The sequence below is a fragment of the Staphylococcus equorum genome (genome assembly GCF_029531845.1).
In the GTDB taxonomy this organism is placed as follows: Bacteria; Bacillota; Bacilli; order Staphylococcales; family Staphylococcaceae; genus Staphylococcus; species Staphylococcus equorum_C.
Genome location: NZ_JAMBPV010000008.1, coordinates 32,846 through 47,597 on the forward strand (window position 1 = coordinate 32,846; position 14,752 = coordinate 47,597).

A 14,752-nucleotide genomic window follows, 5' to 3' on the forward strand; every position below is an offset into this window, starting at 1 on the left:
GCTCCAAGCAATACATTAATGATGATTGCTTGGGCTTTTTTGTGTTTAAACAGCGCATATTCGTTTGAATCAAACGAATATGTAATAAAGAAAAAAACAAATATATTTTCCAAATTTTCAAATATTATAGTTGTTTTTTGTGTTTCAATATGACATACTCAATAACAATTAGTATAACATATTTAAAAATAGGGGTGATTTAGTATGACAAAATATATTTATGCATTTGACGAAGGTCAAAAATCAATGAAAAATTTACTAGGTGGTAAAGGGGCCAATTTAGCTGAAATGAAACGCTTGGGTTTACCGGTTCCAGATGGTTTCACGCTTTCAACTGAAGCTTGTATTGAATATTTGAAACACGGTTCTAAAGTACCTGAAGCATTATTAGAACAATTAAATAGCCAATTAGAAGCATTTTCTCAACGTACAGAAAAATCATTTTCATCTGAGGAGCAATTATTACTTGTTTCAGTACGTAGTGGGGCGAAAATATCTATGCCCGGTATGATGGATACGATCTTAAACTTAGGGCTAAACGATAATAATGTGAAAAAATTAGCAGCGAAAACAAACGATCCTCGTTTTGCGTATGACTGTTATCGTAGATTGTTACAAATGTTTGGTGAAGTCGTATATGGCATACCGATGAATTCATTTGATACATATTTTAATAATTATAAAACACAGCATGATTATCAAAATGATGCTGATATTCCAGCAGAAGGGTTACAAGAAATTTGTGAACATTTTAAAGGTGTATATTTAGATGAAGTATACAAACCATTTCCACAAGAACCATTTGATCAATTAACAGAAGCAATTGAAGCAGTATTCAAATCATGGGATAATGACCGTGCTCGAGTCTACCGCGAATTAAATGAAATTCCACATGATATAGGCACTGCAGTTAATATTCAAGAAATGGTATTTGGCAATAGTGGTGAACGCAGTGGTACAGGTGTTGCGTTTACACGTAATCCTGTCACTGGAGAAGCGAAATTATTTGGAGAATATTTATTAAATGCACAAGGAGAAGATGTAGTAGCGGGTATACGTACGCCTAAAGATATAGAATCATTAAAAGATCAAATGCCACATGTGCATCAACAATTTGTAGATGTATCGCAACGTTTAGAGACACATTATAAAGATATGCAAGATATAGAATTCACGATTGAGAATGAACAGCTATATATTTTACAAACGCGTAATGGCAAACGTACAGCCAATGCAGCTATTCACATTGCAGTGGATTTAGTTGAAGAAGGTGTGATTACAAAAGAAGAAGCTGTGATGAACGTCGAAGTAAAATCGATTGATCAATTATTGCATCCTAATTTTGATAAAACAGCACTAGAACATGCTTCAGTTATTTCTAAATTAGGCTTGCCAGCTAGTCCAGGTGCAGCGAGTGGAAAAATCGTCTTTTCAGCAGAAACAGCTAAAATACAATTTGAACAGGGCGAAAGTGTTATTTTAATGCGTCCTGAAACGTCACCTGAAGATATTGAAGGTATGGTTGCAAGTGAAGCAATTGTAACGACACATGGCGGAATGACTTCTCACGCAGCAGTCGTTGCCCGTGGCATGGGGAAATGCTGTGTTACAGGTTGTTCAGATTTAGAAATTAATGTTGTCGATAAAGTTGTAAACTATCCTGGTGGCACTTTGCACGAGGGCGATATGATATCTGTTGATGGCGCTCAAGGAGATATCTATGTCGGAGAAGTTGAAACAATGAAAGCAGAAAGAAGTGAAGCTTTCGAACAGTTTATGGAATGGTCTAACGGTGTAGCAAGATTAGACGTACGTATGAATGCAGAAACACCTCAAGATATTCAAGCTGGTTATCAATTTGGTGCAAAAGGGATAGGACTTGTTCGAACAGAGCATATGTTCTTTGGACCTGAACGTCTCGTTGAAATGCGTCGTTTCATTCTGTCAGATACACAAGATAAACGAATCGCAGCTTTAAATGAAATTAAACAATATCAAACAGCAGATTTTGAAGAAATATTAAAACTATCTGGAGAACGTCCGACAATTATTCGTTTATTGGATCCACCACTACATGAATTTTTACCAAAATCAACGGAAGAAAAATCATCTGTTGCTGAACAATTAAATGTTTCAGTAAAAACATTAGAACAATATATAGATAATTTAAATGAAGTGAATCCAATGCTCGGTCATAGAGGTTGCCGTTTAGCTATTACTTATCCTGAACTCTATGTCATGCAAGTAGAAGCGATTATGGAAAGTGCATTAAGATTAAAAGCGCAAGGTATTAATTGCCACCCAGAAATCATGATACCGCTGGTTTCAACTGTTGCAGAATTTACGACATTAAAGGCACAAATCACTGAACGTATTGAAGTATTACAGCAAGAAGCGGGAGAATCTGTAAATTACCTCATAGGTACAATGATCGAAACACCGCGTGCTTGCCTAATTGCAGGAGACTTAGCAAAAGAATGTGATTTCTTTAGCTTTGGTACGAATGATTTAACACAGTTAACATTTGGGTTTTCACGTGATGATGCTGGGAAATTTATTGGTGCTTATTCTGAACAAGGCATCTTAGATATTGATCCTTTCCAAACATTAGATGTAGAAGGGGTAGGACAATTAATTAAAGTAGCTACGGAACAAGCGAAAGCTGCAAATCCAACGCTTAAGATTGGTGTGTGTGGAGAACTTGGTGGTGACCATAAATCAATTCAATACTTTAATGATTTAGACATCGATTATGTTTCATGCTCTCCATTTAGAGTGCCAGGTGCGTTGCTTTCTACTGCACAAAGTGAAGTTGAAGGTGGTCGATTACGTGTTTAATGATACACAAACACCTCAACTTACTTTGTTCGTGGTATCAGATTCAATTGGCGAAACTGCCCAACGCATGATTCACGCCACGTTAACTCAGTTTCCAGAAGTATCACAAATAGAGATTAAGAAGTTTCCATTTATTAAAAGTGAAACAGAATTAATCAATATTTTGAAACGAGCAAAAGAACGCGGGGCAGTAGTTGTCACGACGTTAGTGAACCCAGAATTTAATATAGTAGGTCAAAAATATGCACAAAATGAACAAATACCTTATGTCGACTATATGTCAGATTTAATAGGAATTATTCAGCAGCTTACGAATTGCTCACCTATTCTTGAAAGTGGCGCTTTACGCAAATTGGATGAAAACTATTTTAAAAGAATTGAAGCGATGGAATACTCGGTGAAATACGATGATGGTAAACATTTTACTGATATTGGCGAAGCGGATGCGCTCATCGTGGGTGTCTCTCGAACATCAAAGACGCCTTTGAGTATGTATTTAGCGAATAAGGGCTATAAAGTAGCGAATATTCCTTTAGTGCCAGAAGTTGATATACCAGATGAAGTCTTTAAATATAAGAAGTTGAAAGTATTTGGTTTAACTGCTAGTCCCAATTATATTTTGAATATTCGTAATGAACGTGTAAAAGTTTTAGGGTTACATGGACCTACAAATTACAATAGTATTGAACGTATCAGGCAAGAACTAGTGTATGCGGAAGAAATTTTCGAAAAATTAAATGCAACTGTGATCAATACGGAATATAAATCTATTGAAGAATCTGCATTTTATATTGAAAAATTCTTGTGAAACTAAATTTTAGACCACAAGCAAACGCTAAAAAAGCCACGTACTCATAAATAATTGAGTACGTGGTTCTTTGTGTTTCATTTATCTATATAGGCACGTGTAACCTTTCTGCGAGAATAGGTATAAACAAACGCACCTCCTATAAGTGCACATCCAATAGAAATCAATAGGTTAATCAGTATATCAGATTTTTCAGGAACACCATTATGTATAATAAAAGGGAGAATATATTGATTAAAGTTTGCAACCAAGAATATCGTAACAGCAAAAATATAACTACCATTACGCACTTTCTTCATTTCTTTTTTCCATGCTTCCTCTGAACAAGACTCTACTACATCTATTTTTTTACTTCTAATGGTGATAGACATAATGAGTGATAAAATCATAATTAAAGCAAAACCTAAAATACCTAAGATAGGTATACGGTGTAAATATAGTTCTATCCATATATCTGCTAATGAAATAATCATGATGCCCCAAAATAGCCACACAAAATATTTGGCATATTCATGAAGTAAGTGCTGTCTTTCATGTTCATCAGTAAACCTGAAGTTAGGAATTAAACGAAGTAACTTGTTATTTTCCATCATACGTCTCCTTTTGATCAATAAGTTTTACACGTGAATCTTTAGTTATCGTAAAAATTGCAATAACTAGTACAGGAAAAAATGTGTTTAAGTCCGTTAGACGTTCCACATTTATTGCATTTCCTGCAAGCATCGGAGCAATGACTGAGTTAACTAATAATATATAAATGATTGCTAGAATAAGAAATATAATTCTCTTGTTACGTGAATTTTTTAATGTTTGATGATACGTTTCTTTATCAGTAACTTCTATTGTAAGAGCATCTGCTGCAATATGACTCATAGACATCCTGCACGCCAATATAATTATCAATATGATACCGCCTATACTAAAAGGTGAAATAAATGAACGCTCAATATCAAAAAATATAGATAAGTAAAGTAAAGCTAAGAATATGTATAGTGAAATAATTGAAAGTTTAGCAAGTAATTTGTCAATTTCATGTCTTTGATATTCATCGGGGTAGTTCGTTGTTCCTGCAAATCTTTGATAGAGCCATTTATCTTTATTATTCATTATTATCATCCTCCCAAAATAAGTCATTTAAGGTGACATTTAATGCTTTAGCAATCTTTATACATAAATTAAGCGAGGGATTATATTTATCATTTTCAATCATATTAATGGTTTGACGTGATACTTCTACTGAACGCGCAAGTGTGAGCTGTGACATGTATTTAGCAGTACGAAAGTTTTTAACTTTATTCATAATAGATTTATTACCCTTCTTTAGTGTCAAATATATATTACATGTACAATATATCTGACATGAAAGTGTGTGTCAAATATACATGACGCTTTAAGCTATTTTAGCTTATGAAAGATTTATGACGAAATGCCTAAGGAATCAACAAGAGTCTAAAACATCTTGAATACAAAATGAGCCATTAGATTTCTGTTAGAAAACTAATGGCTCATAATATTATGATGATTAAATTGAATGTTCTATTGATAATGAATCGTTGCGGTAAATACAACAGGTTCATCAGTAAGATTAAAGTAACTATGAGACACATCGCTATTGAATCGGAAGGCTTGATTACTATTAATCGTATACATTGTTGTATCGACTTCTATTTTTAACTGACCTTTGTTAACAATAATATATTCTTCAGACTCAGTATGGTGAGGTTCAGAAAGCATTTTGCCTCCTGCTTGTATCTCCATTTTAAACATTTCAAATTTTTTATTATTGTCGTACGGAAAATAAGGATAAATCGCTATTTGGTCATCGATGATAGGAATAATATCTGATTCATCAATAAAGTCAACGCTATCATTATTCATCGCGGTTAATTGAGACAACGATAAATGTAATCCATTCGCAATTTTCCATAAGGTTGTAATCGTCGGGTTAGAAGTACCTTTTTCAATTTGGCTCAGCATGTTTTTACTCACACCAGTTGCAGTTGCAACTTTATCTAAACTGAGATTGTGTTTTTTTCGGTAGTCAGATAAATTATTGGCTACTATATTCTGAATATTATACAAGGGTCCCCTCCTATTTACATTATAACGTACATATCGTACCATATATTGTGTTGTTTTAAAATAAATCGAGCAAGGCGGTACAATATGGAAAAGTATAGAAAAATAAAACCATTTAATTGGTTATTATTTATAGGAATCTTATTGGTAGGGGCTAATTTAAGGGCACCAATCACATCTATTGGTGTTGCGCTACCTGACATTAAGTCGGACTTAGCAATGTCTAATAGTGCGGTCAGTGTCATTACAGTTGTGCCATTATTGGCATTTTCTGTGATTTCATTATTTGCTGCCCGCACAAGTAATAAGATGGGATTAGAAAAAACAATCTTTCTAGCATTATGTTTAATATTTATTGGTGTCATCGTCAGATCAGTTACGGGGATTTCATGGTTATATATAGGAACGGTGCTGATTGGCATTGGTATCGGGTTTGGTAATGTACTGGCACCAGCAATGATTAAGGCGAAATTCCCACTACATATCGGCATTATGACGGGTTATTATACCGTTGTGATGAATGTGTTTGGTGGCTTATCCTCATATGGGACAGCGCCCTTAGTAAAGGCATTTAACTATAATATCGCTATAAGTGTTATAGGAATTATCACACTTATAACAATCATTATATGGTCATTTCAATTAAAAGGAACACAAGAAACTGCAACAGCTTTACCTCGGAAAAGTGTAAATGTGTGGAAATCGCCATTAGCATGGCAGATAACGATACTCATGGGAGGACAATCACTTATATTTTATTCATTGATTAACTGGATGCCAGCCTATTTATCTCATAGTGGTATGTCTATTAATGAGGCAGGCGCATACTTATCTATAATGCAAATAGCCATTATTCCATTTACTTTCATCACACCTATATTTGCGACTAAAATGAAATCGCAGTTCTTATTAACCTTTATTACAGGCATATGTTTTATTGTGGGTGTGACAATTATGCTAGTTATACCGCATCTTGCGATCATTTCTACTATTTTAATTGGCATCGCGGGTGGTCTTGCGTTTGGCTTAGTGAATACATTCTTTAGTTTAAGAACGGAACATATTCAAACATCAGCAAAGCTTTCAGGGATGGCTCAAGCAGTAGGTTATCTTGTTGCAGCAATAGGTCCATTATTATTTGGTATCTTACATGATATGACTGGTGAATGGACTGCTTCTCTAAGTATTTTATTAATTACAGCGATTGTTATAACATTATTTGGTTCACAAGCGGGACGTAACCGTACTATAGAACAATCAAGAACAAAAAAATAAATAGTTTGAAAACAAGAGGACGTATCATTTTATAGATTAAATGAAATATATTTAAAATGGTAAAAATACTCATAATAGAATATAATTGAAATGATTATATCGATTGAAATATTAATTAGTGAGCGTTATTATTTATGACATTCAATTTATATGAGAATAAAATGAAAAGTTTTATAAAAGTGAAGTAGTGAGGTGATTTTATGCAATTGATGTTTGATACAGGTATAAGTCCAATATATAGAGGTGTGTTAGCTTTCTTCTTTCTAATGAACATCGTGCTCGCTTTGCTTATTGTGTTTTTAGATAGAGATAGAAGAGATGCGACCGCAACTTGGGCATGGTTGTTTTTATTATTTGTTATGCCGATTTTAGGCTTTATTGTGTATATATTTTTCGGACGTGCAGTTAGAAAAAAGCGTGAAAAAGGATTTGAGCATAATCAAATTGAAGATGGATTGAAAAGGTTACGGTCACAACTTCAAGATGATACAAACAAAATTAGTGATTCGAAAAATCCTATTGTAAGAAAGCATGCTGATATTGCTAATACGTTATTAACGAAAGAACAATCTTTTTTAAGTAATAACAATAATATTGATATTTACACAGATGGCCATGATTTGTATGATCAAATGAAACAAGATTTACGCAATGCTAAGCGCTATATTCATATGGAATATTACGTTTTAAAATTAGACGGCTTAGGTACTGAAATTATTGAGATATTAGAAGAAAAAGCTGCAGAAGGTCTAGAGGTTAAACTACTCTATGATGCTGTGGGTTCTAAATCGGTACATAATTCTAATTTTAAAAAGTTTCAGTCAGAAGGCGGACAAGTCGAGGCATTTTTCAAATCTAAAATTCCTTTTATAAACTTTAGAGTAAATAACCGAAATCACCGTAAAATTGTAATTATTGATGGACTGACAGGTTATGTAGGTGGTTTTAACATAGGTGACGAATATTTAGGTTTAAATGAGAAGTTTGGCTATTGGAGAGACACACACTTAAGAGTGCGAGGCGACGGCGTCGATGCCCTGCAATTAAGTTTCATACATGATTGGAACTCGCAAGCTAAACGTGAACAGCTAGAATATAATAAAAGATATTTCCCAGACAATGCTCATCAAGGTGGTAACGTGTCTATGCAACTGGCTGCCAGTGCGCCGAGTGATAATTGGCATCAAATTGAGTTTGGGTATATGAAGATGATTATGAATGCTAAAAAATCTATCTATATGCACAGTCCCTATTTTATACCGGATAAAGGTTATATTAATGCCTTACGTATTGCTGCGAAATCAGGTGTCGATGTTCGTTTGATTATTCCATGTAAACCGGATCATATATTTGTATATTGGGCAACCATTACAAGCGTGGCTCAGCTGATTAAAGACGGTGTGAAAGTGTACACATATGAAAATGGGTTTATCCATTCTAAAATGATTATGATTGATGACGAAGTATCAAGCGTGGGCACTGCAAATATGGATGTCCGTAGCTTTGAATTAAACTTTGAAATTAATGCTTTTATGTATGACACACAAATTGCGGAACAATTAAAAGCAGCATTCTTTGAAGACCTTAAAGTTTCAAAAGAACTCACAGAAGAACGTTACGAACAGCGTTCATACTGGATTAAATTTAAGCAATCTATTGCTAAATTAGCATCTCCAATTTTATAATATTTGATTTTAATGTTAGCTAATTCATGACGTAAAATCAATGCAAACAGCGGTAGTTAACTTAATGGTGGCTACCGTTGTTTTTAAATCAAAATAGAAAATTTAATTTTATTAGCATAGTAGACTTAATCATGTGTATAATAAACGAATTATAATATAGCGAAGAGGTGTAGTTATGCAACGGGACACAGAACAATATATCTATAGACAGTTATATAATCGCTTAAAAGATGATATACTCGCATTCAAATATGAAAGTCATGAAAAAATCCCTTCAAAAAGAGAGATGGCAAAGCATCTTAATGTGAGTGTGAACAGCGTAAAATCAGCCTACGAACAGTTATTAGCTGAAGGGTACATTTATACGAAGGAACGAAAAGGTTATTTTATAGAACCGTTAGATAAATTAATTATCGATCCTGAAGCGCAAATTTCATTAGATGGCCACGAGCATACAAATCGAACTACATTTGATTACTCTTTTTCCCATATGAGTACAGATATATCAGAATTTCCAGTGGATACATGGTCAAAGTTAACAAAGCGTGTATTCCAAGATTATGACCATTATTTATCAACAATTCCGCACGTTAAGGGTCCAATAGAACTTAGACAATCTATTGCAAAGCTAGTGTCATATCAAAGAGGGATACAATGTCATCCTGAACAAATTGTTATTGGATCAGGGACCAATACTTTATTGATGCAGTTAATTCAATTATTGGAAAAAAACGTAACGATTGCTGTAGAAAATCCTGGCTATTCTCGTTTTAGAACATTACTAAATCAAACAAGCACACCAACAACAGCAATAGAATTAGATCATAAAGGTATATCTATAGATCAGCTAAAACAAGTACAACCTAATGCTGTTATCGTAACACCCTCACATCAGTTTCCTATGGGCACCATTATGCCTGTCTCGAGGCGAATCGATTTATTAAACTGGGCAAGCCAAACACATAGTTATGTTATAGAAGATGACTACGATAGTGAGTTTAAGTATGAAACAGACAATATACCGTCATTGTTTAGTTTTGATAAAAATGACAGCGTGATATACTTGGGCACTTTTTCAAAAACATTAATGCCAGGTTTGCGTATGAGTTATATGATTTTACCATCAAAATTGATTAAGCAGTTCGAATTACAAAATAACAATATGATACCAGATTTTTCCATGTTGAATGCATTAACACTCAATTTAATGATTAAAGAAGGGCATTACGAAAAATATATTAAAAAAATGCATCAACTGTACGGAAAAAGAAGATCTCTATTAATCGAACATTTAGAAAATGTTTTTAAAGGTGACATTAAAATAAAAGATACACGTGCAGGTTTACACTTTATAATAGAAGTAGCTTCTCCTTATACATATACAGAAATTGAAACACGTGCAAAAGCACAAAAATTAGAACTTTATACTATTAAACGCTTTTCTGTAAAAACATTTCAAAAGAATGAGAAGGTTAAAATTTTAATTATTGGCTTCTCAAAAATTGAACAATCACAGATACCTGAAGCTGTAAATCGTTTGAAACAAGTCCTTTCCGAATAAACTGGTACCATTAATTTGCTTGAACTGGGTCTTTACATAATACCAATAATGACTTAAATTTTTAGACAACAATAAATCTTTTTTAATAAGCATGAGGAGGTTTTTTAATGTCAGGTCAATTTGAGCATTTTAAAGAAAAAAGAGAAAAGTATGTAGCACGTGGTGTTGGTAGTGGAAATTTACATGTTGCAGATAAAGCGCAAGGAGCAACAATTACTGACGTAGATGGTCATACATTTATTGATTTTGCTGGTGCTATTGGCACGCTAAACGTCGGTCATACGCACCCAGAAATAACCAAACATTTAAAAGAAAAGCTAGATAAATTCATTCATCCTGGTTTTAACGTCATTATGTATGAAAGTTATCTTAACTTAGCACAGAAATTAACGGAGATTACGCCAGGTGAATTTGATAAAAAAGCTATTTTGCTAAACTCTGGCGCTGAAGCAGTAGAGAATGCAGTGAAAATTGCTCGGAAATATACAGGGAGACAAGCGGTTGTATCATTTGTACGCGGCTTTCATGGTCGTACAAATTTAACGATGTCTATGACAAGTAAAGTGAAGCCATATAAATATGGATTCGGACCATTTGCCCCTGAAGTTTATCAAGCACCTTATCCTAATATTTCTGAAAAATCTGAAGATTTAACGGAAGCTGCGTATGTAGATCAAGTGATTCATAAGTTACATGACTTCTTCATTGAAACTGTAGATCCAAGTGATGTTGCATGTATTGTCATGGAACCCGTACAAGGTGAAGGTGGATTTATTATTCCTGATCAAAAGTTTGTTGATACAGTAAAACAAATCTGTGAAGACAATGATATCGTTTTTGTTGTAGATGAAATACAAACTGGCTTTGCAAGAACAGGGAAAACCTTTGCAATTGAACATTTTGGTATTGAACCAGATTTAATAACAGTTTCTAAATCACTTGCTGCTGGATTCCCTTTAAGTGGTGTAGTTGGTAAAGCAGAAATCGTCGACAGTGCAGCACCAGGAGAATTAGGGGGTACTTATGCAGGTAATCCATTAGCTTGTGAAGCTGCGTTGAAAGTAATCGATATTATAGAAGAAGAGCAATTAAATGATAAAGCAGAACAGCTTGGACATGACATTGAAGTATATTTGCAAAAACTAAGTCACTCACACAAGCATATCGCACAGATTCGCCGACTAGGTGCTATGGTCGCTTTTGAAGTTGTAGACGTAGAAACAGGCTTACCCGATAAAGCACTGACAGGTAAAATAACAAAAGTGGCAAATGACAAAGGATTATTGTTATTATCTGCAGGAATTAAAGGGAACGTTATTCGTTTTTTACCTCCGTTAGTCATATCTGACGCAGAACTTAACCAAGGATTAACCATTTTAGCGAATGTATTTGATGAAGTTACTTCAAGTTATAGTGTCTCTTAATGAGTAAAGTTTATTTTCAAAAAAATAAAGGGTATAAGTTAATGATAGATATATAGCATAATACGTTTTTTAAAAAGGAGTGAATTTTATGGAACAGTTAGAAGTATTTAATCCGGCAACGAATCAATTAATTAAACGTTTATATTACACGACGCATGAGGAAATCGATGCGCAGATAGGTCGTGCTTATCAAGCTTTTCAAGATTGGAAAATTGTAGACGCACATGAACGTGCTGCCAAATTAAATCAGTGGGCTGCACTTATAGATGAACATCAAGATGAACTTGCACGCCTGATTACGCTTGAGGGTGGTAAACCATTGGCTGAAGCTCAAGGAGAAGTAGTTTATGCGAATTCTTATGTGAAATGGTATGCAGAAGAAGCGAAACGTGTCTACGGGCGTACAATTCCAGCAAATACACCTTCTAAGAAAATAGTTATAGATAAATTTCCAGTTGGTGTGGTTGGAGCAATTACACCATGGAATTTTCCGGCAGCAATGATTACGCGTAAAATGGCACCAGCTTTAGCAGCAGGTTGTACAATCATTTGTAAACCGGCAGTGAAAACGCCTTTAACTACAATAAAATTAGTAGAACTTGCACATGAAGCGGGTATTCCGAAAGATGCAATATCTTATATTATTGCATCAGGCAAAGATGCTGGTGATATATTTACTGGACATGACCAAATCAATAAAATAACGTTTACTGGATCGACAGCTGTTGGTAAAACATTAATTGAACAATCAGCACAGACAGTTAAAAATGTAACGATGGAACTTGGAGGACTTGCACCATTTATTGTGCATAATGACGCAGATATTGAAGCAGCCGTTGATGGGACGATTGCTTCTAAATTCAGAAATGCTGGACAAACATGCATATGTGCAAACCGAATATTTGTACATAAAGATATAGCGGAACAATATACAGCAAGACTAACTGAAAAAGTACATGCACTTACAGTGGGTGATGGTTTAGAGGAGAAAGTGAAAATAGGGCCGCTTATAGATTACAAGGCTGTCGAGAAAGTATTAACACATATTACGGATGCACAAGACAAAGGTGGCAAGTTATCTCGTAGCTTAGAAGAGATTCAAGCATTAGGTGATAATTTCTTAAAACCAGTAGTAATTTCTAATGTAGATTTGGACATGAAAGTAATGCATGAAGAAACGTTTGGACCTGTGGCGCCAGTCATGACCTATGAAGATTTAGATGAAGTGATAAGCATTGCAAATGATACTGAATTTGGATTAGCTTCATATTTCTTCACGAATAATTATCGTACTGGATTGAAATTATTTAATGAATTAGAATATGGCGTCATAGGATGGAATGACGGCGGACCTTCTGCAGCACATGCTCCTTTTGGTGGTTTGAAAGAAAGTGGCTATGGTCGAGAAGGTGGTACAGAAGGAATAGAACCATATTTAGAAACAAAATATCTTTCAATAGAAATTTAACAAATAAGTTAAATTTTCAACAATTACAATATAAACTAATTTAAACGTAAACAAAGTGTGAAAATCAAGTGAGTGCAAGGTTGGAAGCATCATATTTAATAAAGTGTCATTTCAACCTTGGTACTTCACTTTTTAAATTTGATGAATGATATGGGGTATGTTCGATGAAATCAGAATTTAATAAATCAATGAATATTGTTGACGTCTTATTTCTTGCTATCGGCGCCATGCTTGGATGGGGATGGGTCGTATTGTCAGGGGAGTGGGTTTCAACAGCAGGTTTTGTAGGAAGTATTATTGCATTTTTAATAGGTGGACTTTTAGTTATTGTAATAGGACTTACATATGCAGAATTAGCAGCAGCTATTCCTGAAACAGGGGGGGGATTTGTTTTTGTGAAAAAAGCATTTTCTCCTGGAATTGCTTTTATATCTGGCTGGTCGGTACTTTTTGGCTATGTTTCTGTAATAACCTTCGAAGCGGTGGCCTTACCAACTGTGATAGATTATGTGATTCCGTTTCAGCATCAAGGATTATTGTGGAATATCGCAGGCTGGGATGTTTATCTAACTTGGGTACTCATCGGTTCTGTAGGGAGTATCGTCTTAACTTCACTTAATTACTTTGGTGTTAAACCAGCAGCGATTATGCAAACGGTATTTACAATATTTATCGTCGGAGTTGGATTGTTACTTGTGTTTGGGGCAGGTTTTAATGGTAACTTTAATAATTTACAGCCATTTGAAAATGGTGTTGGTGGTACAATGTCTGTCTTGATGATGATTCCTTTCTTATTTGTAGGATTTGACGTTATACCGCAAATAGCTGAAGAAGTAAAAGCGCCAGCTAAAAAAATCGGTGGCATTTTAATTTTTTCTATTGTTGCGTCAGTTATATTTTATTTATTAATTGTTTTTGGAGTGGCAACAGGATTAACTCCACAAGCATTGACGACAAGTAGCTTAGCAACAGCTGATGCGATGGTTAATTTATTCGGCCATAGTGGTTTCGGTATCTTACTTGTACTTGGTGGTGTTGCCGGTATTATTACGAGTTGGAATGCTTTCATTATTGGTGGTAGTAGAATCTTATATGCTATGGCAAAAAATAAGATGATTCCTCAATGGTTTGCTTATATACATCCAAAATTTAAAACACCTACTCACGGTATTTTATTCTTAGGTGTACTTGCATTTATTGCACCATTATTAGGTAGACCTGCACTTCAGTGGATAGTTAATGCTGGTGGCGTCGGAGTTGTATTAGGTTATTTACTTGTGGCTATTTCTTTCCTTAAATTACGAAAAACACAGCCAGAGTTAGAGCGTCCTTATCGCATTAAAAATGGTAAAGCAGTCGGTATAATCGCAATTGTACTAAGTGTTTTATTCTTAATCATATACTTGCCTGGCATGCCATCATCATTGGCTTGGCCATCAGAATGGTTAATTGTCTTGGTCTGGTATTTCATTGCATTTGTTCTTTATTTTACGCAAAAGAGAAATGTTGTGAGTGGTGAGCAAGTTCCAGTACAAGAAGATAGGTAATACTATTTTAATATAGGATAAATACAAAAAGGGAGTGGGACAGAAATCTAATTTTTTCAATAAAATT

12 protein-coding genes are annotated in these 14,752 nt (G+C 34.5%); 8 read left to right on the top strand and 4 right to left on the bottom strand.

Features of this window, described 5'->3' with window-relative positions:
• Positions 1–204: 204 nt before the first annotated feature.
• Both ppdK and M4L39_RS10230 read left to right on the top strand, forming a co-directional pair.
• On the top strand, positions 205–2,838 hold the full coding sequence (gene ppdK / locus M4L39_RS10225) for a pyruvate, phosphate dikinase (protein ID WP_277581929.1): 2,634 nt from the start codon (positions 205–207) through the stop codon (positions 2,836–2,838).
• A complete protein-coding gene (locus M4L39_RS10230) occupies positions 2,831–3,646 on the top strand; it encodes a pyruvate, water dikinase regulatory protein (protein WP_277581930.1) in 816 nt (271 codons plus the stop codon). Before ppdK ends, M4L39_RS10230 begins: the two co-directional genes overlap by 8 nt.
• 77 nt (positions 3,647–3,723) lie before the next feature.
• Here the strand turns inward: M4L39_RS10230 and M4L39_RS10235 are convergent, their stop codons facing one another.
• From M4L39_RS10235 to M4L39_RS10250, 4 genes are all read right to left on the bottom strand, one after another.
• Positions 3,724–4,236, bottom strand: a complete 513-nt coding sequence (locus M4L39_RS10235; protein WP_277581931.1) for a hypothetical protein — start codon at positions 4,234–4,236, stop codon at positions 3,724–3,726.
• Positions 4,226–4,753 carry a hypothetical protein gene (locus M4L39_RS10240; protein WP_277581932.1) on the bottom strand — a complete coding sequence of 176 codons (528 nt, stop codon included), beginning with the start codon at positions 4,751–4,753 and terminating at the stop codon, positions 4,226–4,228. Before M4L39_RS10240 ends, M4L39_RS10235 begins: the two co-directional genes overlap by 11 nt.
• Complete coding sequence (locus M4L39_RS10245) at positions 4,746–4,946, bottom strand: helix-turn-helix transcriptional regulator (protein WP_277581933.1); 201 nt, start codon at positions 4,944–4,946, stop codon at positions 4,746–4,748. Before M4L39_RS10245 ends, M4L39_RS10240 begins: the two co-directional genes overlap by 8 nt.
• 236 nt (positions 4,947–5,182) lie before the next feature.
• Positions 5,183–5,728 (bottom strand): helix-turn-helix domain-containing protein, encoded by a 546-nt coding sequence (locus tag M4L39_RS10250; RefSeq protein WP_277581934.1) that lies wholly within the window; start codon positions 5,726–5,728, stop codon positions 5,183–5,185.
• Positions 5,729–5,812: 84 nt separating this feature from the next.
• Between M4L39_RS10250 and M4L39_RS10255 the strand changes: the two genes are divergently transcribed.
• From M4L39_RS10255 to M4L39_RS10280, 6 genes are all read left to right on the top strand, one after another.
• Positions 5,813–7,000 (top strand): CynX/NimT family MFS transporter, encoded by a 1,188-nt coding sequence (locus M4L39_RS10255; RefSeq protein ID WP_277581935.1) that lies wholly within the window; start codon positions 5,813–5,815, stop codon positions 6,998–7,000.
• Positions 7,001–7,200: 200 nt separating this feature from the next.
• Positions 7,201–8,685: a cardiolipin synthase gene (cls, locus tag M4L39_RS10260; RefSeq protein WP_277581936.1), complete on the top strand. Its 1,485-nt coding sequence runs from the start codon at positions 7,201–7,203 to the stop codon at positions 8,683–8,685.
• 175 nt (positions 8,686–8,860) lie between these two features.
• A complete protein-coding gene (locus tag M4L39_RS10265) occupies positions 8,861–10,246 on the top strand; it encodes a PLP-dependent aminotransferase family protein (RefSeq protein WP_277581937.1) in 1,386 nt (461 codons plus the stop codon).
• Between the two features lie 107 nt (positions 10,247–10,353).
• Positions 10,354–11,670, top strand: coding sequence for a 4-aminobutyrate--2-oxoglutarate transaminase (gabT, locus tag M4L39_RS10270; protein ID WP_277581938.1), 1,317 nt, complete (start codon positions 10,354–10,356; stop codon positions 11,668–11,670).
• Positions 11,671–11,758: 88 nt separating this feature from the next.
• Positions 11,759–13,138, top strand: a complete 1,380-nt coding sequence (locus M4L39_RS10275) for an NAD-dependent succinate-semialdehyde dehydrogenase (RefSeq protein WP_277581939.1) — start codon at positions 11,759–11,761, stop codon at positions 13,136–13,138.
• Positions 13,139–13,302: 164 nt separating this feature from the next.
• Entirely contained in the window at positions 13,303–14,685 is a 1,383-nt protein-coding gene (locus M4L39_RS10280) for an APC family permease (RefSeq protein WP_277581940.1), read from the top strand.
• The last annotated feature ends 67 nt before the right edge of the window (positions 14,686–14,752 follow it).

Bases quoted from the DNA above. Each gene is read 5' to 3' on its own strand.
- M4L39_RS10245 (WP_277581933.1), bottom strand. From the start codon at position 4,946: ATGAATAAAGTTAAAAACTTTCGTACTGCTAAATACATGTCACAGCTC.
- ppdK (WP_277581929.1), top strand. From the start codon at position 205: ATGACAAAATATATTTATGCATTTGACGAAGGTCAAAAATCAATGAAA.
- M4L39_RS10280 (WP_277581940.1), top strand. From the start codon at position 13,303: ATGAAATCAGAATTTAATAAATCAATGAATATTGTTGACGTCTTATTT.
- cls (WP_277581936.1), top strand. From the start codon at position 7,201: ATGCAATTGATGTTTGATACAGGTATAAGTCCAATATATAGAGGTGTG.
- M4L39_RS10240 (WP_277581932.1), bottom strand. From the start codon at position 4,753: ATGAATAATAAAGATAAATGGCTCTATCAAAGATTTGCAGGAACAACG.
- gabT (WP_277581938.1), top strand. From the start codon at position 10,354: ATGTCAGGTCAATTTGAGCATTTTAAAGAAAAAAGAGAAAAGTATGTA.
- M4L39_RS10275 (WP_277581939.1), top strand. From the start codon at position 11,759: ATGGAACAGTTAGAAGTATTTAATCCGGCAACGAATCAATTAATTAAA.
- M4L39_RS10235 (WP_277581931.1), bottom strand. From the start codon at position 4,236: ATGGAAAATAACAAGTTACTTCGTTTAATTCCTAACTTCAGGTTTACT.
- M4L39_RS10255 (WP_277581935.1), top strand. From the start codon at position 5,813: ATGGAAAAGTATAGAAAAATAAAACCATTTAATTGGTTATTATTTATA.
- M4L39_RS10265 (WP_277581937.1), top strand. From the start codon at position 8,861: ATGCAACGGGACACAGAACAATATATCTATAGACAGTTATATAATCGC.